We start from the raw sequence: 20,708 nt of genomic DNA on the forward strand, positions 1-20,708 counted from the left end.
GGTTCCCCCGGGACCCCGTCCGGATCTCCGACAGGCGGCCGCCTGCTCGGATACTGACTCCGGTACCTGATACGGCCGGGGCAGACACACGGGAGAAGAACCATGCCGAAGCCCACCAAGGGTGCCCGTATGGGCGGCAGCGCCGCGCACGAGAAGCTGATGCTCGCGAACCTCGCGAAGTCGCTCTTCGAGCACGGCCGCATCACCACCACCGAGGCGAAGGCGCGCAAGCTGCGTCCGTACGCCGAGCGTCTGGTCACCAAGGCGAAGAAGGGCGACCTTCACAACCGCCGTCAGGTGCTCCAGGTCATCACGGACAAGAGCATCGTCCACACGCTCTTCACCGAGATCGGCCCGCGGTACGAGAACCGCCCCGGTGGCTACACCCGCATCACCAAGATCGGTAACCGCCGTGGCGACAACGCGCCCATGGCCGTCATCGAGCTGGTCGAGGCCCTGACCGTCGCCCAGGAGGCCACCGGTGAGGCCGAGGCCGCGACCAAGCGCGCGGTCAAGGAAGACGCCCTCAAGAAGGACGAGGCCGCCGAGGCCCCGGCCGAGGACGCCAAGGCCGACCTGACCAAGGACGAGGCCGCCGAGGCCCCGGCCGAGGAGTCGAAGGACGCGTAAGGCGTTCCGCGGCCCCAGGGTCACGACGGGCCCGTTCCCTCCGGGGAGCGGGCCCGTTGCCGTGTTCTGAGAGGATGCCGAGGTGAGTGACGAAGTACAGCCCGGACACGTCCGCATCCGCCTCGACCTCTCCTACGACGGTGCCGCCTTCCACGGCTGGGCCAAGCAGGCCGGGGGCCGGCGGACGGTGCAGGGGGAGATCGAGGACGCCCTGCGCACCGTGACGCGGTCGGGGGAGCGGACGTACGAGCTGACCGTGGCCGGGCGCACCGACGCCGGGGTGCACGCGCGCGGCCAGGTGGCCCACGTGGACCTGCCGGCGGAGCTGTGGGAGGCGCACCGGGAGAAGCTGCTGAAGCGGCTCGCGGGACGGCTGCCGCGCGATGTGCGGATCTGGTCCCTCACCGAGGCGCCTGCGGGCTTCAACGCGCGGTTCTCGGCGATCTGGCGGCGCTACGCCTACCGGGTCACCGACCATCCGGGCGGGGTCGACCCGCTGCTGCGCGGGCACGTGCTGTGGCACGACTGGCCGTTGGACGTCGACGCCATGAACGAGGCGGCGCGGGCGCTGCTGGGCGAGCACGACTTCGCCGCCTACTGCAAGCGGCGCGAGGGCGCGACGACCATCCGCACGCTGCAGCAGCTGAGCCTGGAGCGGGGCCCGGACGGGGTGATCACGGCGACGGTGCGAGCCGACGCGTTCTGCCACAACATGGTGCGCTCGCTCATCGGCGCGCTGCTGTTCGTCGGCGACGGCCACCGTCCGCCGGACTGGCCGGGCAAGGTGCTGGCGGCGGGCGTACGGGACTCGGCCGTACACGTGGTCCGGCCGCACGGGCTGACCCTGGAGGAGGTCGGCTACCCGGCCGACGAGCTGCTGGCGGCCCGCAACAAGGAGGCCCGCAACCGGCGTTCGCTGCCTCCATCGGGCTGCTGCTGAGCGACGGCGCGCTGCCGCGGGGACGGCCGGTCAGCCCTCCGCCCAGGTGGTGAGCAGGCCCGACAGTCCCCGCGCGGCCTGGTCCGCGTCGGGCCCGTCGCCCCGGGCGTCCGGCGTGAGTTCGACGTGGACGAAGGTCGCGTGCCGGCGCTGCGCGGCCTTGCCCTGGACGTTCGCCGTGCCTTCGAGCCGGCAGCGGGCGGACCAGCCCCGGCAGACCCGCAGGCCGTCCTCCTCCAGGCGTCAGCCAGGGCGGCCACCTCGCCGGGGGCGCTCTGCGGGCCGGCCCCCGGGGTCACTCGCTCGCCGCCGCCGACGCCTGGGCCTCGCCCCGGCGGCTGATCTGACGGAAGGTGAACTCCGCCAGGTCGTCGCCCGCGGCGAACACGGCGGTGTCCTTCTCCGTCACGTCCTTGCCGTCGGTGAACCCGGCCAGCGTGAAGTAGGCGTAGCGGCCGACCGAGTTGGTCGTGGAACGGCAGACCGCTCCGTCGCAGAACTCCTTGACGCCGCCGCCCGCGAGGGACTTGACGATGCTCCGCTTGTCGGCCTGCTTCTTCGCCGCGGCCGCCCTGGCCTCGGTGTCGAAGACGGCGACGCCGACCGTGACCGCCACACCGTCCTTGGTGTACGTGACGCGCATCAGGCGGGTGCAGTCGTTGTCCGCGAGCACCTTGGGGAGGGTGGCCTTGGCGGCGGACCCGCAGTTGCGGGTGTCGGCCGTCGGGCCCTTCTTGTAGACCGTCTCGCCCATGGTGAGCTGCGTGCCGGGGAAGAGGACGTCCGGGGCCAGCGGAGCCCGGTCCTTCTTCGCGCTGGCGATGAAGTCAGCGGGGTCCAGCGGGGGCGGGGCGCTGGTCGGGGCGAACGACGGCACCGTGGCCTCGGCGCTCGGGATCGTGGTGGCCCCGGGCACCTGGGACGACGGGCCGCCGGCGGTCCGGTTGTCACCGCCCGCGGAGACGACGGCCACCGCAACGGCCGTGCCTATCGCGACGGCGGCCAGCGCGCCGCCGCCGATGAAGAACAGACGGCGGCGTTTGTGACGGGCCTCGGAGGCGTCGGCCAGCGCGGCCCAGTCGGGCGACTGGCTGGAGCCGCCGCTGTTCCAGGGCTGCTGAGACTGCGGTTTCCAGGGATCCCACTGCTGCTGAGGTCCCCCCTGCCCATAACTCATGGGGCGCATCTTAGACGGGGCACGGGGTGTACTGGTCCGCCTCAACGGGCCGCGCGGCCCTTGGCGTTGCCCGCATGCCGAGGAGCAAAAGCGACAACTGCGGGTGGTTGGTGCGACCCGTCCACGAGGTCCGGCGGGCGGTGTGCGGGACGCTCGTGGCGGCACCCGCGGGGTGCGCGGCACGTGTGACCTCGGACGGAGGCGGGCCGGGCGCCCGTGCGGGGTGGCCGGCCGGGGCGCGGCGGGCGGGGGTGCGCTGTATGCGGTGGGTGCGCGCCGTATGAGGGTGCGCGCCGTATGACGAGGCGCACGTCCGTGGGGGCGGAACGGCTTCCGCCGGGCGGCTCGCGCGGGGGCGTCCCGGCGGTGTCCGTCACGGTGCTGCCGCCGCGCACGCCCGGAGCCTCGGTGGCGGCGGTCCCCGCAGTCGTTCCCGCCCCCGCGGATACCTGGCGCCCCCGGCGGGCGGGACGAGCGGAGCGGTCACCGCACCGGCGTCGCCCCTGTGCCCGCTGCTCGCGGGCCGGGGCGGCCGGGTGGCGGCGGGTGCGGTGCTCGGTGCGGCCGGGCCGCCGGGCCGGGCGGCGGGGTGCTGCGGCCCCGGCGGGGGCGGCGTACGGTGGCCGTATCGGTGCGGGGCGCCGGTGCCGGGCCGGGCGGCCGACGGCACGGGCCCCGTTTTGACCCGTCCGGCCGCGGGCGGGTAGTCTGCAGGTTCGTTATGTGTATTGGCTTGCTCATTCTCACGTGAGGGGCCCTTACACCGGTCCACCGGGCCGATGACCAGCGACCAGCACGCGGTTTGCGTCACCGCTGTGCGGTCAGGGCTGTCGTGATCGTCTTCGGTGACCTTGTCAGGACCATTCACTGAAGAAGCGAAGGCTACGAACCGTGCGTACGTACAGCCCCAAGCCCGGCGATGTGACGCGCCAGTGGCACGTCATCGATGCTCAGGACGTCGTCCTGGGTCGTCTGGCCTCCACTGCGGCCTCCATCCTGCGCGGCAAGCACAAGCCGATCTACGCCCCTCACGTCGACACCGGTGACTTCGTCATCATCATCAACGCCGACAAGGTGCACCTCTCCGGCAACAAGCGGACCCAGAAGATGGCGTACCGCCACTCGGGCTACCCGGGCGGTCTGCGCTCGGTCCGCTACGACGAGCTGCTGGCGAAGAACCCCGAGAAGGCCATCGAGAAGGCCGTCAAGGGCATGCTCCCCAAGAACACCCTGGGCCGTCAGATGCTCTCGAAGCTGAAGGTCTACTCGGGCGACCAGCACCCGCACGCTGCCCAGCAGCCGGTGCCGTTCGAGATCACCCAGGTCGCGCAGTAAGTCCGGCCACCCCCTAAGACTGAACAGAATCTGAGGAGAATCGTGGCCGAGACCACTGCCGAGCAGCCGCTCGAAGAGCTTGACATCGACAGCTACACCACCGAGTCCGAGGCCCCCGTCGAGGGCGAGTACACCTCGGAGTCCATGGCGTCCCGCTTCGGCGAGCCCCAGCCGGCCGCCGGCCTGGGCCGTCGCAAGAACGCCATCGCCCGCGTCCGGATCGTCCCGGGCTCCGGCAAGTGGAAGATCAACGGTCGCACCCTCGAGGACTACTTCCCGAACAAGGTGCACCAGCAGGAAGTCAACGAGCCCTTCAAGGTGCTCGAGCTCGAGGGCCGCTACGACGTGATCGCCCGCATCGCGGGCGGCGGCGTCTCCGGTCAGGCCGGTGCGCTCCGTCTCGGTGTCGCCCGTGCGCTGAACGAGGCCGACGTCGACAACAACCGCGGCCCGCTCAAGAAGGCCGGCTTCCTGCGCCGCGACGACCGCGCGGTCGAGCGGAAGAAGGCCGGTCTGAAGAAGGCCCGCAAGGCCCCGCAGTACAGCAAGCGCTAGTCGCAGCTGGCCGAAGCAGGTCATCCGAACGCCCCGGCGGCACGCCCCGTGCCGCCGGGGCGTTCGTTTCTTCACCGCCGTGGGCGTATAACGACACAAGGCACTCAAAGGCTAATGTGATCGGATGGTCGGGCCCGGTGTGGCCAGGATGCGCGAGCCGCACACGCATCACGACCGCCGAACACATCACATCTTTCGTCAGCGGCACAACCGTCGAACGCGCGGGCAGGTCCAACGCCCCGGCACGGCCGGGGACGTCACCACGGCACGGTCATTCGACACTGACGCTTCCTCAGGAGGACAAGTGGGACGACTCTTCGGCACGGACGGCGTGCGTGGCGTCGCCAACGCGGGCCTGACGGCGGAGATGGCGATGGGCCTCTCCGTGGCCGCCGCGCACGTACTGGCCGAGGCGGGCACCTTCGCGGGGCACCGCCCGACCGCCGTGGTGGGACGTGACCCCCGTGCCTCCGGGGAGTTCCTGGAGGCCGCCGTGGTCGCCGGGCTGGCCAGCGCCGGCGTGGACGTGCTGCGGGTCGGTGTGCTGCCCACGCCCGCCGTCGCCCACCTCACCGGCGCGCTCCGCGCCGACCTGGGGGTGATGCTGTCCGCCAGCCACAACGCCATGCCCGACAACGGCATCAAGTTCTTCGCGCGCGGCGGCCACAAGCTCGCCGACGAGCTGGAGGACCGCATCGAGGCCCTGTACGACGAGCACCGCACCGGTGCCCCCTGGGACCGCCCGACCGGCGCCGGCGTGGGCCGGGTGCGGGACTACGCGGAGGGACTCGACACCTACGTCTCCCACCTCGTCGGCGTCCTGCCGAACCGGTTGGACGGCTTGCGGATCGTCCTCGACGAGGCGCACGGCGCCGCCGCCCGGGTCTCGCCGGAGGCGTTCGCGCGGGCCGGTGCCGAGGTCGTCACCATCGGTGCCGAGCCGGACGGGCTCAACATCAACGACGGCTGCGGCTCCACCCACCTCGAACGGCTGCAGGCCGCCGTCGTGGAGCACGGCGCCGACTTCGGCATCGCCCACGACGGCGACGCCGACCGCTGCCTGGCCGTGGACCACACCGGTGAGGAGGTCGACGGCGACCAGATCCTCGCCGTGCTCGCCCTGGCGATGCGCGAGCGGTCCGCGCTGCGCTCCGACACCGTCGTCGCCACCGTGATGTCCAACCTCGGCTTCAAGCTGGCCATGGAGCGCGAGGGCATCCGCCTCGTGCAGACCGCGGTCGGCGACCGGTACGTGCTGGAGGAGATGAAGCGCAACGGCTACGCCCTCGGCGGCGAGCAGTCCGGCCACGTGATCATCCTCGACCACGCCACCACCGGCGACGGCACGCTCACCGGCCTGATGCTGGCGGCCCGGGTCGCCGAGACCGGGCGCCCGCTGCGGGAGCTGGCGTCGGTCATGGAGCGGCTGCCGCAGGTCCTCATCAACGTGCCGGACGTGGACAAGTCCCGGGTGACGACGTCCCCGGAACTCGCCGCCGCCGTGTCGGACGCCGAGCGGGAGCTGGGCGCCACCGGCCGCGTGCTGCTGCGCTCCTCCGGCACGGAACCGCTGGTCCGCGTCATGGTGGAGGCCGCCGACATCGACCAGGCCCGCTCCGTGGCCGGCCGTCTCGCGGACACCGTGAAGTCGGCACTGGGCTGACCGGCCCTGGGCTGACTTGGGCGGGGCGGCCCCGGGGCGGGGGCGGCCCGTCGGCAGGGGCGGCCCGGTGCTCGTGAGGGCGCGGGCTGCCCGGCGACCTCCGCCACCGCTCGGCGGGGGTCGGCCCGGGCACGGATGGCTCGGAGGGCTCGGCCGGCGTAGGTCCGCCGGGCCGGAGGCGGCCGTGAGCCGGCAGGCCCGGGGGCTTCGTACCGTCGTGGAGCGTCCGCCGGGCCCCAGGGCCCCAGGGCCCCAGGGCCCCAGGGCCCCAGGGCCCCAGGGCCCCAGGGCCCCAGGGCCCCAGGGCCCCAGGGCCCCAGGGCCGCCGGGTCGCCGGGCCCCAGGGCCTCCGGGCCTCCGTCAGAGTTTGCGCAGGCGCAGGCGCTGCACCTTGTGGTCCGGGCCCTTGCGGACTATGAGGGTGGCCCGGCCGCGGGTGGGCGCGATGTTCTCCACCAGGTTGGGCCGGTTGATGGTGCGCCACATGGTGCGGGCGTAGTCCAGCGCCTCCTCCTCCGCGACCTGTGTGTAGCGGCGGAAGTAGGACGACGGGTCCTGGAAGGCGGTCTCGCGCAGCCGCTTGAAGCGGTTCAGGTACCAGCGCTCGATGTCCTCGGTCCGGGCGTCCACGTACACGCTGAAGTCGAAGTAGTCGGCGAGTCCGACGCGGGTCCGGCCGTCCTTGCCGGGCAGCGCCGGCTGCAGGACGTTGAGCCCTTCGACGATCAGGATGTCCGGGCGGCGCACCGTGAGCACCTCGCCGGGGACGATGTCGTAGATCAGGTGGGAGTAGACCGGCGCCGTCACCTCGTCCTTGCCGGCCTTGATGTCCGCGACGAACCGGGTGAGCGCGCGCCGGTCGTAGGACTCGGGGAAGCCCTTGCGGGACATCAGCCCGCGGGCCTGGAGCTCCTGGGTCGGCAGCAGGAAGCCGTCGGTCGTCACCAGTTCGACGCGGGGGTGCTCGGGCCAGCGCGACAGCAGGGCCCGCAGCAGCCGGGCGACGGTGGACTTGCCCACGGCCACCGATCCGGCGACCCCGATGACGAAGGGCGTACCGGCCTGGGACCCCTGTTCGCCGAGGAAGGTGTTCAGCGCGCCCCGCAGCTTGTCCGTGGCCCCCACGTACAGATTGAGCAGCCGGGACAGCGGGAGGTAGATGTCCCGCACCTCGTCGAGGTCGATGACGTCACCGAGTCCGCGCAGCCGCTCCACCTCCTCGGCGGTCAGCGGCAGCGGCGTCTTCTCGCGCAGGGCGCTCCACTCGGCACGGGTGAGGTCCACGTACGGGGACGCCTCCGGCCGCTGCCGGTGGGCGTTGCGAGACATCGAGGAGACCGGTGAGATCACAGTCCATTGTTAACGGAGGACGAACCGGTCGGCGGGTGGGGTGCGTCACGCGCCCGGCCCCGGCGCGGTGCGCGGGAGCCGCGAGGGGGCGGGCGGGCCGTGGAGGTGTGCGGAGCGACGGCTGTCGGCCCAGGTCGCAGGGGGTGCGGCCGTCAAGATCACGTCGGTGTCACGGTCATGTACCGGATGATCCAACGATTGATCATCTGTGTAGTCCCTGTGCATAAAGTGCGAACACGCGTGCGGAATTGTCCGCACTTTCCTGAAGAGAGACCACAGTGAAGTCCACCGCCGTCCGCCGTACCGCGCTCGCCGCCTCCGCCGCCGCCCTCGCCCTGCTCGTCACTGCCTGTGGCGGCTCCGGTGACGACAAGGCCGCCGAGGACAAGAAGGGCGACGCGTCGGCCCCCGCCTCGTCCGCGCCCGCGTCCTCGGGCAAGGCGCTGACCGCCGCCGAACTGGAGAAGGTGGCGCTGGCCCAGGCCGACGTCAAGGACGGCAAGGTGGTCACCAAGCTGCCCGCGTCCGACGACGCCTCCGCCGACCAGGTCACCGCCGCGGACAAGGCGTGCCAGCCGCTCGCCCTCCTCCAGGGCGGTGTGCCGGTCGGTTCGCCGGCCGCGACGGTGAAGCGGTCGTGGACCGGCGAGGCCGAGAAGCCCGCCGCCGACGCCGACCCCGAGGAGGCGCTGCTCGCCGGCCTCGGCGGCGGCAAGATGATCATCACCCTGGCCTCCTACGAGGACGGCGGCGCCGAGCAGGCCATCAAGGACGTCGACGCCGCCACCGAGAAGTGCGCCGGCGGCTACGCGTACACCGCGGTCGGCGAGAAGACCAAGGCGGTCAAGGTCACCGCGGCCGACCGGCCCGAGGGAGCCGACGAGGGCCGTTCCGTGACGGTCGACATGGAGCTCGAGGAGGGCCTCTCGGCGCCCATGAAGGTGGTCGTCGCCCGCAAGGGTTCCACGGTCGTCTCCTTCGCCGCCGTCGACTTCGCCGCGCTCGCCAAGGGGGAGGACTTCGACTTCCCGGCCGAGATCGCGGACGCCCAGCTGGCCAAGCTGGACTGACCGGGCGGGACGGCGCGTCCGGCGGCCGGGGCCTCCTCGTCCGCTGCGGCGCGCCGTCGCCCGCGGCCGTAGGGTGACCGCATGAGCATCATCGGGGTCGGGATCGACGTCGCCGAGATCGAACGGTTCGCGGCGTCCCTGGAACGCACGCCGGCGCTGGCTCAACGCCTCTTCGTCGAGAGTGAGTTGCTGTTGCCCGGCGGGGAACGGCGGGGCATCGCCTCGCTGGCCGCCCGGTTCGCCGCCAAGGAGGCCCTGGCCAAGGCACTGGGGGCGCCCGCCGGCATGCACTGGACCGACGCCGAGGTGTACTGCGAGGACAGCGGCCGGCCCCGGATCCGGGTCCGGGGCACCGTGGCCGCCCGGGCCGCCGAACTGGGCGTCCGCTCCTGGCACGTGTCGCTGAGCCACGACGCGGGCGTGGCCTCCGCGGTCGTGGTGGCGGAGGGATGACGATGGCGGGCCCGAGCCCGACCCCCGGAACGGGCGGCACGGCCCCGCTCGCCTTCCCCGGTGTGGCGGTCGACCTGCCGGTCTGGGGCGAGGCGATGCTCGCCGTCGCCGCCTCGCTGAGCATTCTCTTCGCCCTGATCCGGCTACGGCGCAACCGGCGGCGGTAGCGGGGAGCCGCGCGGCCGGGCGTGCGGGGGTCCGGGCTTCCGGGGGGCGGGGAGTGCGGGTGTCCGGAGGTCCGGGAGTGCGCGTGTCCGGGTCTCCGAGGGTCCGGGAGTGCGGGGGCCGGGTGTCCGGGCTTCCGGGGGGCCGGGTGGGACGGCTCCGTGCCTGAGTCCTGCCGTCCCGTTCAGGGGGCCGTGCCTGTGTCCCTTCGGTGCCGTGGCTCTGCCGCGCCCGGCTCCGCTCCGTGCCCACGCGCGCCGCACCCACCGGCTCACCCCACCCCGCTCATGCCTGCCGCCTCCGCCGCCTCCGCTCCCTCCGCCTCCATCTCCGCCCCCGCTCCGTGGTGCCGGTCCGGGAGTCGGGGCGGCACGTGCGGGACACTCGGACGCATGCGGACTGCGTACAGCGTTCAGACGGTCAGAGCGGCGGAACGGGACCTGATGGCGCGGCTGCCGGAGGGGGCGCTGATGCAGCGTGCCGCCGCCGGACTCGCCGTGGCCTGCGCGGAGTTGCTCGGGCGGGTCTACGGCAGCCGGGTGGTGCTGCTGGTCGGCAGTGGCGACAACGGCGGCGACGCCCTGTACGCCGGTGCCCGGCTCGCCCGGCGCGGTGCCGGCGTCACGGCGGTGCTGCTCGCGCCGGACCGGGCCCATCCCGGCGGGCTCGCGGCACTGCGCCGGGCGGGCGGCCGGACCGTGGGCGTGGACGGCGCCGTCGGCCTGGTCGAGGGGGCCGACCTCGTCGTGGACGGCATCGTCGGGATCGGCGGCAAGGGGGGACTCCGATCGGAGGCGGTGCCGCTCGCCGAGGCCGCCCGGCGGTCGCGCGGCGCGGTGGTCGCCGTGGACCTGCCGAGCGGGGTCGATGCCGACACCGGGGAGGTGCACGGGGCGGTCGTCCGCGCCGACCTGACGGTGACGTTCGGGACGCACAAGCCGGGCCTGCTGATCGATCCAGCGCGGGAGTACGCCGGGTCGGTCCGGCTGGTCGACATCGGGCTGACCCTGCCGGCCGAACCGGAACTCCAGGCCCTCCAGCACGCCGACGTGGCCCGGCTGCTGCCCGAGCCCGGGGCCGAGAGCGACAAGTACCGGCGGGGCGTCGTCGGCGTTGCCGCCGGTTCCGCCCGCTACCCGGGCGCCGCCGTGCTCGCCGTCGCCGGGGCGCTGCGGGGCGGCGCGGGCGCCGTGCGGTACGTCGGTCCCGCCGGCGACGCGGTGATCGCCCGCTTCCCCGAGACGCTCGTGTCGGACCGGGGCCCCGCACACGCGGGCCGGGTGCAGGCGTGGGTGACCGGGCCGGGGGCCGGGGAGGACGCGGCGACCGTGGCGGAGGTACTGGCCGCCGACGTACCGGTGCTGATCGACGCCGACGGGCTGCGGCTGGCCGACCCCGACGCCGTACGGGCCCGGCGGGCGCCGACCCTGATGACCCCGCACGCCGGGGAGGCCGCCGCCCTGCTCGGCGTCGACCGGCGGGAGGTCGAGGGGGCACGGCTGCGGTCCGCGCGCGAGCTGGCCGGGCGGTACGGGGCGACCGTGCTCCTCAAGGGCTCCACCACGCTGGTCGCCGACCCCGACGGAGGTCCCGTACGGGTGAACCCGACCGGGACCTCCTGGCTGGCGACGGCGGGCAGCGGGGACGTGCTGTCGGGACTCGCCGGTTCGCTGCTGGCGGCGGGGCTGTCGACACGGGACGCCGGCAGCGTCGCGGCCTACCTCCACGGCCTGGCCGGCCGCTTCGCGGCGGACGGGGCACCGACGGGGGCGCAGGACGTCGCCGGACAGATCACCCGGGCGTGGCGGGACGTGGCGCGCGGCTGATCGCCGCGGCCGATGGTGCGCGGTTGGTCGCCGCGGCCGGTGGTGCGCGGTTGCTCGTCATGGCCGGTGGTGCGCGGGGCGTGCCGACGCACCACCGGCCGCGCGCGGGTTGTCCTCACGGCCGGGCGCTGCGCGGTGTGCGGTGTGCGGTGGGCCCGCACTGGGCGGTGCGGCCGGGGCGGGTGGCCGGGTGCCGGGGCCTGATGGGGGCGGCCGGTCCCGCTCCCGCCCGTACGGGTCCCGTCCGGTGACGTCCGGCCTTATGGACCGGTTGCTTCCCCGGACCTCGACCCCCGCGCCCCGGACCCGCCTCCCCGTACCCCCGACCCGGACCCCGGTGCGCAGGGGCGCGCACCGGGATGCTTGGGTGCAGACGTCGTTGATGAGCTCCGGTGCCGGGGCGGTGTCCGAAGGGGCGGACGCCGGTGCCCCGGGGCCGTCCACCCCCTCTGAGAGACTGAGCGCGATGAACGAGACACCTGCCTCGCCGGGGACCGCGCACCTGCGGGCCCGTGCGGAGATCGACCTCGCCGCGGTGCGCGCCAACGTGCGGAGCCTGCGGTCCCACGCGTCGGGCGCCGCCTTCATGGCCGTCGTCAAGGCCGACGGGTACGGGCACGGCGCGCTCCCCTGCGCTCGGGCGGCCGTCGAGGCCGGGGCGACCTGGCTGGGCGCGGCCACCCCGCACGAGGCGCTCGCGCTGCGCGCCCCCGGGTCGGGCGTGCCGGCCGACGTGCGGGTGATGTGCTGGCTGTGGACGCCGGGCGGGCCGTGGCGGGAGGCCGTCGAGGCCGACATCGACGTCTCGGTCAGCGGCCTGTGGGCCCTGGAGGAGGTCACGGCCGCCGCGCGTCTCGCCGGGCGTCCGGCCAGGGTGCACCTCAAGGCCGACACCGGCCTCGGCCGCGGCGGCTGCCAGCCCACAGACTGGACGGACCTGGTCGCCGCCGCGCTGCGCGCCGAGGCCGACGGGCTGGTGCGGCTCGTCGGCATCTGGTCCCACCTGGCGTGCGCCGACGAGCCGGGCCACCCGGCCACCACCGACCAGCTCACCCGCTTCCGGGAGATGATCACGGCCGCCGAGGCCCGGGGTGTCCGGCCCGAGGTCCGGCACATCGCCAACTCGCCGGCCGTCCTCACCCGCCCCGACAGCCACTTCGACCTCGTACGGTCCGGTGTCTCGGTCTACGGCATCGCCCCGAGCCCCGCCCTCGGCACCCCGGCCGACTTCGGACTGCGTCCGGCGATGACGCTGTCCGCCTCCCTCGCCCTGGTGAAGCGCACCCCCGGCGGCCACGGCGTCGGCTACGGCCACCGGTACGTCACCCCGGGCCCGACCACCCTCGGCCTGGTCCCGGTCGGCTACGCGGACGGGGTGCCGCGGCAGGCCTCCGGCGCGGGCCCGGTGCTCGTCGACGGCAAGCTGCGCACGGTGGCCGGCGGGATCGCGATGGACCAGTTCGTGGTCGACCTGGGCGGGGACGAGCCCCCGGCCGGCGCCGAGGTGGTGCTCTTCGGCCCCGGCGACCGGGGCGAGCCCACCGCCCAGGACTGGGCCCAGGCCGCCGGTACGATCGCGTACGACATCGTCACCCGGATCGGCGGCCGGGTTCCCCGCGTCCACCTGAACGAGTCCCCGGATGGCGCCGGTGCCCCGTCCCCGGCCGCAGGCCGGGAGCGCGGCGGCCCGCGGGACGGGAGCGACGCGCCCGCCCGGCCGGAGGACTTCGGCGCATCCGGCACGCCCTGAGCGGGCATCCGAGGAACGAGGCCCCGGCGGCCGGGTGAACCACGCCCGGCGCGGGGGCGTCACACGACGAGAGACAGCGTCCGGGGGGACCGTTCCCGCCGGACCGGCCCCGGGAGCCCGCCCGTGAGACCCACAGCCCCTGCGACCGGCGGCCCGCCGGCCCCGGCCGGCCCGGCGGACCCGACGCATCCGGTGAGTCCGGTGGACCCGGTGAGCCTGGTGGACCCCGTGCACCCCGTGCACCCCGTGAAGAGGAGCGGTACGTGAGCGAGACGAGTGCGGAGACCGTCGCGTCCGCCGCCACGGTGGCCGCCGCTTCCGCTGCCGCCGGGGTGCCCGCCGGCTGGCGCCGGGCGACCGGTGTCGCCGGCGTCGCGATAGGCGTGATCGCGACCGGCGCCGCGGCCGGGGTCGCCCTGGAACGGATGACGGTCGGCCGGGGCATACGGCGCAAGGCGCGGCTCGCCCTCGACTCCGCCGGGCCCTACGGTGCGCTGCGCGGCACCCCCGGCAAGGCGTACGCCGACGACGGCACCGAGCTGTACTACGAGGTCGACGACGTGGATCCGGAGCCCGCCCCCGCCCGCCGGCGGCGGCTGTTCGGACGCAGGTCACCGGCCCCGGTCACCGTGGTCTTCTGCCACGGCTACTGCCTCAACCAGGACTCCTGGCACTTCCAGCGGGCGGCCCTGCGGGGCGTCGTGCGCACCGTCCACTGGGACCAGCGCAGCCACGGCCGCAGCGGCCGGGGCGCGGCCCAGACGGAGCGGGGCGAGCCCGTCACCATCGAACAGCTCGGCCGCGACCTGAAGGCCGTCGTCGACGCGGCGGCGCCGGAGGGGCCGATCGTGCTGGTCGGGCACTCCATGGGCGGGATGACGGTGATGGCCTTCGCCGACCTCCACCCCGAGGTGGTCCGCGAACGGGTCGTCGGCGTGGCCCTGGTCGGCACGTCCTCCGGACGGCTCGGCGAGGTCAACTTCGGGCTGCCCGTGGCCGGGGTCAACGTGGTGCGGCGGGTGCTGCCGGGCGTGCTCAAGGCCCTGGGGCAGCGCGCCGAGCTCGTGGAGAAGGGCCGCCGGGCCACCGCCGACCTGTTCGCGGGGATCATCAAGCGCTACTCGTTCGCCTCCCGGGACGTCGATCCGGCCGTCGCCCGGTTCGCCGAGCGGATGATCGAGGGCACGCCCATCGACGTCGTCGCCGAGTACTACCCGGCGTTCAACGACCACGACAAGACCGAGGCCCTCGCCCACTTCGCGGACCTGCCGGTGCTAGTGCTGGCCGGGGTGGACGACCTGGTCACGCCCAGCGAGCACAGCGAGGAGATCGCGGGCCTGCTCCCGGACGCGGAGCTGGTCCTCGTCCCCGACGCCGGGCACCTGGTGATCCTGGAGCACCCGGAGGTGGTGACCGACCGGCTCGCCGACCTCCTCGCCCGTGCGGGAGCGCTGCCGGCAGCGGCTACCGTGAAGGGCTATGGAAGCACCAGCAGCACCGCACGGCCCGGCTGAGCCGCCGTCCGCGCCTCCCGTAGAGCTGACCGTTACCTCACCCGAGCAGATGCGGGACCTCGGCCGCCGCCTCGCGAAGCTGCTGCGCGCCGGTGACCTCGTGATGCTGAGCGGCGAACTCGGTGCCGGGAAGACCACGCTGACCCGCGGGCTCGGGGAGGGGCTGGGGGTGCGCGGCGCCGTCACCTCCCCGACCTTCGTGATCGCGCGCGTGCACTCGTCCCTCGGCGACGGGCCGCCACTGGTCCACGTGGACGCCTACCGGCTGTCCGGCGGCCTGGACGAGATGGAGGACCTCGATCTCGACGTCTCGCTGCCCGAGTCGGTGGTCGTGGTCGAGTGGGGCGAGGGCAAGGTCGAGGAACTGACCGACGACCGGCTCCAGGTCGTCGTCCACCGGGCCGTCGGGGACACCACCGACGAGGTCCGGCACGTGACGCTCACGGGCGTGGGCGACCGCTGGGCCGGTACCGACCCGAGCGTGCTGTCGGCCTGACCCGCGGACGCGGACCGCCGCCCCCCGACCGCCGTCCCCCGACCGCCGTCCCCCGACTGCCGACGCCCGACCGCAGACGCCGACTGCCGGCGCCCGGGCGTGGGCGCCCGGATGCGGGCGCGGAGGGTGGGGGCGTGAGGGCCGCAGCGGGGGCGCGGGGACGCGGAGACAAGCGGGGGGAGCGCGGCAGGGGCGTTCGCGGGCGGGGCCGGGTCGTTTCGGTCCGGCCCGGGCACAGGACCTCGGGCACAGGACCTCGGGTACAGGACTCCATGCACTGGACTCCGGGCACCGGTGCGCGCAGGAGGGCTTGAGGGCTCCGCCGTTCGTGCGCTGCCGTCCGGGTACCGGATGCTCCGCGCCGCCGTCATCGCGGGCGTATCGCCGGAACACCGGCCGGTGGTGGATCAGGGGGCGGCGTCGCGGTGGTTTCCGACAGGGCGTCGGGAAGATGTTGCGTTCCGCGTCATCGGCGTGTTCACATGGTACCCAGAGCGTAGTTAGGTTTGCCTAACCACGTCCGCCCCCGACTCGCAGGAGGCGTCCATGGCGGCCACCGAGAGTGCCCGTTCGTCCCCGGCGCGGCCGATGTCGCCGTCGTCGTCGCCCACGGTGTCCATGCGTGAGCTACTGGCGTCCTGTGCCGCCGCCACCGCGGTCTCCACCCCGCCCCCGCCCCCGGAACCGCGTGCGTACGGGCCCGAGGAGCATCGCCGCGAGGCCGCGTAACAACGGTCCACCACGACCCCGCCCCGTCGACGCGACAGGCGGACCGCAGCGCCCCCACCCGTCGGCGGCCGACGTCGGCGACGAGTCGAGGAGTCGAGGAGTCGAGGCGTCGTGTCGGCGGAGGGTGGCTCCGTCCCTGGGGGGCGTGGTCACCCGGCGCGGGTCGGCCGGTGGCGGCGTCGTCGGGCGCGGCGTCGTCAGGCGCGGCGTCAGACACGGCGTCAGGGAACGACGACGACCTCGCGCCCGATCGTCGCGAACGACCACATCGCCGCGCCGTCCGCCCGCTTCTCGCGGATGCCCCCGGTCCGTACGCCGGGGTCGAGCGCGGGCGTCGAACCGTCCACCGCCGCGCTGAAGCCGATCACCGTGCCCTCGACGCTCGTGAACCGGACGACGTGCTCGACCGGAATGCCGTCCGAACCGGTGATCCGCTTGGAGCGGGAGGTGACCCGGTAGGTGCCGGGCGCCGGGTCCACCGTGCTGGGGCTGACCGTGAAGGTGCGCTCGACCTTTCCGCCGTCCGCGACGAGCCACACCCGGTCGCTGCCGAGCGAGTACACCACCCGGACGCCCCGTCCGGATCCGGCGGGCAGGGCGTTCGGCCCCCGCTTGGTCCCGGGTGCCTCGGAGGCCGCCGCCGGGGCGGCGCCGGAGGAGGCCGCCCGGCGCAGGTCGGCGGGGACGTTCGCCGACGCCTGGTAGCCGAGGTAGCCGACCGCCGCGAGGGCCGCCGCGGTGAGTCCTGCGACGATCGCCGAACTGCTGCCTGCCACCGTGGTCACCTCTGTCCCGGTCTGCCCGTTGTGTGCGTACGCGGCACCGACGGTAGCAGTCCGTGACCGTTCGCCCCGTGCGGCCGTGGCGCCGCCGCGAGCGCCGTACGCTGTTTGCGTGCTCTTGCTCGCTCTGGATACCGCCACCCCCGCCGTCACCGTCGCGCTGCACGACGGCGACGACGTCATCGCCTCCCTCAGCCAGGTGGACGCCCGCCGCCACGGGGAGCTGCTGCTCCCGGCGATCGACCGGGTCCTCGCCGAAGCCGGCCGGCGGCTGGACGCGGTCACCGGCATCGTCGTCGGCATCGGCCCCGGCCCGTACACGGGACTGCGCGTCGGCCTGATGACGGCCGACACCTTCGGACTCGCCCTCGGGGTCCCCGTGCACGGCGTGTGCACGCTGGACGGTCTGGCCCACGCCGCCGCGGTGGACGGCCCCTTCGTGGTGGCGACCGACGCCCGCCGCAAGGAGGTCTACTGGGCGCGGTACGCGGACCCGCGCACCCGGGTCACCGACCCGGCCGTGGACCGGCCCGCCGCCATCGCCGAGCAGGTCAGGGGCCTGCCGGCGGTCGGTGCGGGCGCGCTGCTCTACCCGGAGACCTTCCCGCACGCCCACGAACCCGAGCACGTGTCCGCCGCCGCGCTGGCCCGGCTGGCCGCCGAGAGACTCGCGGCCGGTGCGGACCTCCCCGCGCCCCGGCCGCTGTACCTGCGCCGCCCCGACGCCCAGGTCCCCAAGAACTACAAGGTGGTCACCCCGAAGTGACGGGAGCCGAGACAGTCGTGTTGCGTGAGATGCGGTGGTGGGACATCGAGCCCGTCCTGGAACTGGAACGCGAACTGTTCCCGGAGGACGCCTGGTCCCGCGGGATGTTCTGGTCCGAGCTCGCCCACGCCCGCGGCCCCGGGGCGACCCGGCGGTACGTGGTCGCCGAGGAGGGCGACCGCATCGTCGGCTACGCCGGGCTCGCCGCCTCCGGCGCGGCCCAGGACGGTGCGCCGGACGGTGACGCGGGCGGTGGGCGTGCGGGCGATGCCCCCGGCGGCGGGTCCGCCGGGGGCGACTCCCCGGACGACGGATCCCTGGGCGGCGGCGCCGATGTCCAGACCATCGCCGTCACCCGGGACCACTGGGGCACCGGCCTCGGCTCGCGGCTGCTGACCGACCTGCTGCGGGCCGCGACCGCCTTCGAGTGCAGCGAGGTGCTGCTGGAGTGCCGCGTCGACAACGTCCGCGCCCAGAAGCTCTACGAGCGCTTCGGCTTCGAGACCATCGGGGTCCGGCGCGGCTACTACCAGCCGGGGAACGTGGACGCCCTGGTGATGCGCCTGACCGACCCCTCCACCCCGCCCACCGCCCCGGACCGATCCGTGAACGGCGTACAAGGAACCGAGAACCATGGCTGACGAACCCCTCGTTCTGGGGATCGAGACCTCCTGCGACGAGACCGGTGTCGGTGTCGTGCGCGGGACCACCCTGCTGGCCGACGCCGTCGCGTCCAGCGTCGACGAGCACGCCCGCTTCGGCGGAGTGGTCCCGGAGGTCGCCTCCCGCGCGCACCTGGAGGCGATGGTCCCCACCATCCGGCGCGCGCTGAAGGACGCCAGGGTGAGCGCCCGCGACCTGGACGGCATCGCCGTCACCGCGGGCCCCGGCCTCGCCGGCGCGCTGCTGGTCGGCGTCACGGCGGCCAAGGCGTACGCCTACGCCCTCGGCAAGCCGCTGTACGGGGTCAACCACCTCGCCTCCCACATCTGCGTCGACCAGCTGGAGCACGGTTCGCTCCCGGAACCGACCATGGCGCTGCTGGTGTCTGGCGGGCACTCCTCCCTCCTGCTGTCCACGGACATCACCTCCGACGTCCGCCCCCTCGGCGCGACCATCGACGACGCGGCGGGCGAGGCCTTCGACAAGGTCGCCCGGGTGCTGAACCTCGGCTTCCCCGGCGGTCCGGTCATCGACCGGTACGCCCGCGAGGGCGACCCGCACGCCATCGCGTTCCCGCGCGGCCTGACCGGCCCGCGCGACCCGGCGTACGACTTCTCCTTCTCCGGGCTGAAGACGGCCGTGGCCCGCTGGATCGAGGCCAAGCGGGCGGCGGGGGAGGAGGTGCCGGTGCGCGACGTGTCGGCCTCCTTCCAGGAGGCGGTCGTGGACGTCCTGACCCGCAAGGCCGTGCGCGCGTGCAAGGACGAGGGCGTCGACCACCTGATGATCGGCGGGGGAGTCGCCGCCAACTCGCGTCTGCGGGCCCTGGCCCAGGAGCGCTGTGACGCGGCCGGCATCCGGCTGCGCGTGCCCCGCCCCAAGCTGTGCACGGACAACGGCGCGATGGTCGCCGCCCTGGGCGCGGAGATGGTGGCCCGCAACCGGCCCGCCTCCGACTGGGACCTCTCGGCCGACTCGTCCCTGCCGGTGACGGAACCGCACGTGCCGGGCAGCGCGCACGTCGAGGCCGACGGGCAGCCCGACGGGCCCGCGCACGGCCACGGCCACGCCCACAGTCACAGTCACGATCACGTGCACGAGACCGCCAAGGAGAACCTGTACTCATGACGGTCGCCCTGATGTGGGAGGCCCGCGCACTGCCCGGGAAGGGCCCCGACCTGCTGGCGTGGGCCGAGGAGCGGCTGCGGGAACTCCCCGGGCCGCCCGTCCGCCGCGAGGTCCTCCGGGCGCCGCAGGACCGGGTCCTCGTGATCACCTGGTGGGACGCCCCGTACGACGCCGACCTCCCCGAGCTCCCCGAGCCGGACGAGGGGACGACCGCCCGGCCGGTGCACCGCTGGCGGTTCGAGTCCGTCGGCGGCGCGTGACCGCCGGCCCGCCGCCGGCCCGCCGCCGGGGACGCGTGGGCCGACCGGAGAGGCGACGGTCCGCAACGACGGAGCAGGACGGGCGATGCGCCGGTGAGTCCTTCCTGTGAGCGGTGACTGGTGAGCGGTGAGCGGGCATCGCGAATGTTTAGTCGGCGGTGACGAAAGTTCCGGGCCCGGGTCGCGGACCGGTCGCACTTTCCTGTCTTCCCCAGCACTACGCCGGCGCGCCTCACGGGGTTACGATCGCCGCCATGACTTCCCCGCAGCCCGCCGAAGCCCGGCCGCGACGGCGCACCGCACAGTCCGCGACCCTCGCCGAGATCGCCCGTGAGGCGGGTGTCTCCGCACCGACTGTTTCGAAGGTGCTCAACGGCCGCGCCGACGTCGCGCCCGGCACCCGCAACCGGGTGGAGGAGCTGCTGCGCGCCCACGGGTACCGGCGCCGACGGGCCGAGGCCACCCGTTCGCCGCTGATCGACCTGGTCTTCCACGAACTGGAGAGCGCCTGGGCGATGGAGGTCATCCGGGGCGTGGAGAACGTCGCCAGGAGCACCGGGCTGAGCGTCGTGCTGTCCGAGAGCGCCGGCCGCCTCACGCCGGGACGCACCTGGGCCGACCAGGTCGCCGCCCGCCGCCCGCACGGCGTGATCCTGGTGCTCTCCGGCCTCGACGCGTCCGGGCAGGCGCTGCTGACCAGCCGTTCGATCCCCTTCGTGGTGATGGACCCGGCCGGGGACCCGGGCACCGACGTGCCGTCCATCGGCGCCACCAACTGGCAGGGCGGACTCGCCGCCACCCGCCACCTCATCGAACTCGGCCACACCCGGATCGGCGCCGTCAGCGGGCCCTCCCGGATGATGTGCAGCCGCGCACGCATCGACGGCTACCGGGCCGCCCTGGAGACCGCCGGACTGCCGGTGGACCCGGGGCTGGTCGTGACCGGCGACTTCCACCACGAGGCCGGCTACCGGCAGGGCCTCGCCCTGCTGCGCCGGCCCGACCGGCCCACCGCCGTCTTCGCCGGCAACGACCTGCAGGCCCTCGGGCTGTACGAGGCCGCGCGCGAGCTGGGCCTGCGGATCCCGGAGGACGTGAGCGTGGTCGGGTTCGACGACCTGCCGATCGCGCGCTGGGTGGGACCGCCGCTGACGACCGTCCGGCAGCCGCTGACCGAGATGGCGGAGGCGGCGGCGAGGCTGGTGCTCGATCTCGGCCGCTCCGACGAGGCACCGCCCGCGACCCGGGTCGAACTGGCCACCAGCCTGGTCGTCCGCAGCAGCACGGCACCGCCGGCGACCGTGGCGGGGAGCTAGCGCCGGGCGCGGCTGCGCGGCTGCGCGGCTGCGCGGCCCGGATCCGGCGTTCGGCGGGTGGCGGGGGCAGGCGGTGGGCGGGTCCGGGATGCCGGACGTCGGCGGTCCCGGGCGCGCGGATCCCTGATGTCCGTGGGGAG

20 protein-coding genes are annotated in these 20,708 nt (G+C 74.5%); 17 read left to right on the forward strand and 3 right to left on the reverse strand.

What is annotated here, in order from left to right:
- The first annotated feature begins 102 nt into the window (after window positions 1–102).
- Both rplQ and truA read left to right on the forward strand, forming a co-directional pair.
- Window positions 103–630: a 50S ribosomal protein L17 gene (gene rplQ, locus AB0F01_RS06880; RefSeq protein ID WP_362090631.1), complete on the forward strand. Its 528-nt coding sequence runs from the start codon at window positions 103–105 to the stop codon at window positions 628–630.
- An 82-nt stretch (window positions 631–712) separates the two neighbouring features.
- Window positions 713–1,570 (forward strand): tRNA pseudouridine(38-40) synthase TruA, encoded by an 858-nt coding sequence (gene truA, locus AB0F01_RS06885; protein ID WP_362090633.1) that lies wholly within the window; start codon window positions 713–715, stop codon window positions 1,568–1,570.
- A gap of 295 nt (window positions 1,571–1,865) precedes the next feature.
- On the opposite strand, the gene AB0F01_RS06890 is transcribed toward truA, so the two are convergent.
- Window positions 1,866–2,747 carry a hypothetical protein gene (locus AB0F01_RS06890; RefSeq protein WP_362090635.1) on the reverse strand — a complete coding sequence of 294 codons (882 nt, stop codon included), beginning with the start codon at window positions 2,745–2,747 and terminating at the stop codon, window positions 1,866–1,868.
- 891 nt (window positions 2,748–3,638) lie between these two features.
- Here AB0F01_RS06890 and rplM point away from each other — a divergent pair.
- From rplM to glmM, 3 genes are all read left to right on the forward strand, one after another.
- On the forward strand, window positions 3,639–4,082 hold the full coding sequence (rplM, locus tag AB0F01_RS06895) for a 50S ribosomal protein L13 (RefSeq protein WP_019526965.1): 444 nt from the start codon (window positions 3,639–3,641) through the stop codon (window positions 4,080–4,082).
- Between the two features lie 42 nt (window positions 4,083–4,124).
- Window positions 4,125–4,637, forward strand: a complete 513-nt coding sequence (gene rpsI, locus AB0F01_RS06900) for a 30S ribosomal protein S9 (RefSeq protein WP_164335014.1) — start codon at window positions 4,125–4,127, stop codon at window positions 4,635–4,637.
- Window positions 4,638–4,941: 304 nt separating this feature from the next.
- Window positions 4,942–6,300: a phosphoglucosamine mutase gene (gene glmM, locus AB0F01_RS06905; protein WP_362090637.1), complete on the forward strand. Its 1,359-nt coding sequence runs from the start codon at window positions 4,942–4,944 to the stop codon at window positions 6,298–6,300.
- A gap of 360 nt (window positions 6,301–6,660) precedes the next feature.
- On the opposite strand, the gene coaA is transcribed toward glmM, so the two are convergent.
- Window positions 6,661–7,629 (reverse strand): type I pantothenate kinase, encoded by a 969-nt coding sequence (coaA, locus tag AB0F01_RS06910; protein ID WP_362092474.1) that lies wholly within the window; start codon window positions 7,627–7,629, stop codon window positions 6,661–6,663.
- 299 nt (window positions 7,630–7,928) lie between these two features.
- On the opposite strand from coaA, the gene AB0F01_RS06915 reads away from it, so the two are divergent.
- The 7 genes from AB0F01_RS06915 to tsaE all read left to right on the forward strand — a co-directional run bounded on the left by AB0F01_RS06915 (window position 7,929) and on the right by tsaE (window position 14,924).
- On the forward strand, window positions 7,929–8,720 hold the full coding sequence (locus tag AB0F01_RS06915; RefSeq protein WP_362090639.1) for a hypothetical protein: 792 nt from the start codon (window positions 7,929–7,931) through the stop codon (window positions 8,718–8,720).
- Window positions 8,721–8,801: 81 nt separating this feature from the next.
- Complete coding sequence (locus AB0F01_RS06920) at window positions 8,802–9,173, forward strand: holo-ACP synthase (protein WP_362090641.1); 372 nt, start codon at window positions 8,802–8,804, stop codon at window positions 9,171–9,173.
- 2 nt (window positions 9,174–9,175) lie between these two features.
- Complete coding sequence (locus AB0F01_RS06925; RefSeq protein WP_362090643.1) at window positions 9,176–9,340, forward strand: hypothetical protein; 165 nt, start codon at window positions 9,176–9,178, stop codon at window positions 9,338–9,340.
- Window positions 9,341–9,730: 390 nt separating this feature from the next.
- A complete protein-coding gene (locus AB0F01_RS06930; RefSeq protein WP_362090645.1) occupies window positions 9,731–11,164 on the forward strand; it encodes an NAD(P)H-hydrate dehydratase in 1,434 nt (477 codons plus the stop codon).
- 466 nt (window positions 11,165–11,630) lie between these two features.
- Entirely contained in the window at window positions 11,631–12,914 is a 1,284-nt protein-coding gene (gene alr, locus AB0F01_RS06935; RefSeq protein ID WP_362090647.1) for an alanine racemase, read from the forward strand.
- A 263-nt stretch (window positions 12,915–13,177) separates the two neighbouring features.
- The gene (locus AB0F01_RS06940) at window positions 13,178–14,428 is read left to right on the forward strand and encodes an alpha/beta hydrolase (RefSeq protein ID WP_362090649.1); all 1,251 of its coding nucleotides are present in this window, start codon (window positions 13,178–13,180) and stop codon (window positions 14,426–14,428) included.
- A complete protein-coding gene (gene tsaE / locus AB0F01_RS06945) occupies window positions 14,394–14,924 on the forward strand; it encodes a tRNA (adenosine(37)-N6)-threonylcarbamoyltransferase complex ATPase subunit type 1 TsaE (RefSeq protein WP_362090651.1) in 531 nt (176 codons plus the stop codon). The genes AB0F01_RS06940 and tsaE overlap by 35 nt, the downstream gene beginning before the upstream one ends.
- Window positions 14,925–15,874: 950 nt before the next feature.
- On the opposite strand, the gene AB0F01_RS06950 is transcribed toward tsaE, so the two are convergent.
- Window positions 15,875–16,429: a hypothetical protein gene (locus tag AB0F01_RS06950; protein ID WP_362090653.1), complete on the reverse strand. Its 555-nt coding sequence runs from the start codon at window positions 16,427–16,429 to the stop codon at window positions 15,875–15,877.
- Between the two features lie 118 nt (window positions 16,430–16,547).
- On the opposite strand from AB0F01_RS06950, the gene tsaB reads away from it, so the two are divergent.
- The 5 genes from tsaB to AB0F01_RS06975 all read left to right on the forward strand — a co-directional run bounded on the left by tsaB (window position 16,548) and on the right by AB0F01_RS06975 (window position 20,568).
- Window positions 16,548–17,201 carry a tRNA (adenosine(37)-N6)-threonylcarbamoyltransferase complex dimerization subunit type 1 TsaB gene (gene tsaB, locus AB0F01_RS06955; RefSeq protein WP_362090655.1) on the forward strand — a complete coding sequence of 218 codons (654 nt, stop codon included), beginning with the start codon at window positions 16,548–16,550 and terminating at the stop codon, window positions 17,199–17,201.
- The gene (locus AB0F01_RS06960) at window positions 17,198–17,842 is read left to right on the forward strand and encodes a GNAT family N-acetyltransferase (RefSeq protein ID WP_362090657.1); all 645 of its coding nucleotides are present in this window, start codon (window positions 17,198–17,200) and stop codon (window positions 17,840–17,842) included. Before tsaB ends, AB0F01_RS06960 begins: the two co-directional genes overlap by 4 nt.
- The gene (gene tsaD, locus AB0F01_RS06965; protein WP_362090658.1) at window positions 17,835–18,992 is read left to right on the forward strand and encodes a tRNA (adenosine(37)-N6)-threonylcarbamoyltransferase complex transferase subunit TsaD; all 1,158 of its coding nucleotides are present in this window, start codon (window positions 17,835–17,837) and stop codon (window positions 18,990–18,992) included. Before AB0F01_RS06960 ends, tsaD begins: the two co-directional genes overlap by 8 nt.
- Entirely contained in the window at window positions 18,989–19,252 is a 264-nt protein-coding gene (locus AB0F01_RS06970) for a hypothetical protein (RefSeq protein ID WP_362090659.1), read from the forward strand. Before tsaD ends, AB0F01_RS06970 begins: the two co-directional genes overlap by 4 nt.
- A gap of 254 nt (window positions 19,253–19,506) precedes the next feature.
- The gene (locus AB0F01_RS06975; RefSeq protein WP_362090660.1) at window positions 19,507–20,568 is read left to right on the forward strand and encodes a LacI family DNA-binding transcriptional regulator; all 1,062 of its coding nucleotides are present in this window, start codon (window positions 19,507–19,509) and stop codon (window positions 20,566–20,568) included.
- Window positions 20,569–20,708: the final 140 nt, after the last annotated feature.

It is taken from the genome of Streptomyces sp. NPDC029526, from assembly GCF_040637405.1.
GTDB lineage: Bacteria > Actinomycetota > Actinomycetes > Streptomycetales > Streptomycetaceae > Streptomyces.

What these genes read in the sequence shown, in the direction of transcription:
- AB0F01_RS06920 (WP_362090641.1), top strand. Translation starts at nt 8,802, where the DNA reads ATGAGCATCATCGGGGTCGGGATCGACGTCGCCGAGATCGAACGGTTC.
- AB0F01_RS06925 (WP_362090643.1), top strand. Translation starts at nt 9,176, where the DNA reads ATGGCGGGCCCGAGCCCGACCCCCGGAACGGGCGGCACGGCCCCGCTC.
- AB0F01_RS06890 (WP_362090635.1), bottom strand. Translation starts at nt 2,747, where the DNA reads ATGAGTTATGGGCAGGGGGGACCTCAGCAGCAGTGGGATCCCTGGAAA.
- AB0F01_RS06930 (WP_362090645.1), top strand. Translation starts at nt 9,731, where the DNA reads ATGCGGACTGCGTACAGCGTTCAGACGGTCAGAGCGGCGGAACGGGAC.
- tsaD (WP_362090658.1), top strand. Translation starts at nt 17,835, where the DNA reads ATGGCTGACGAACCCCTCGTTCTGGGGATCGAGACCTCCTGCGACGAG.
- AB0F01_RS06970 (WP_362090659.1), top strand. Translation starts at nt 18,989, where the DNA reads ATGACGGTCGCCCTGATGTGGGAGGCCCGCGCACTGCCCGGGAAGGGC.
- tsaE (WP_362090651.1), top strand. Translation starts at nt 14,394, where the DNA reads ATGGAAGCACCAGCAGCACCGCACGGCCCGGCTGAGCCGCCGTCCGCG.
- alr (WP_362090647.1), top strand. Translation starts at nt 11,631, where the DNA reads ATGAACGAGACACCTGCCTCGCCGGGGACCGCGCACCTGCGGGCCCGT.
- rplQ (WP_362090631.1), top strand. Translation starts at nt 103, where the DNA reads ATGCCGAAGCCCACCAAGGGTGCCCGTATGGGCGGCAGCGCCGCGCAC.
- coaA (WP_362092474.1), bottom strand. Translation starts at nt 7,629, where the DNA reads ATGTCTCGCAACGCCCACCGGCAGCGGCCGGAGGCGTCCCCGTACGTG.
- AB0F01_RS06975 (WP_362090660.1), top strand. Translation starts at nt 19,507, where the DNA reads ATGACTTCCCCGCAGCCCGCCGAAGCCCGGCCGCGACGGCGCACCGCA.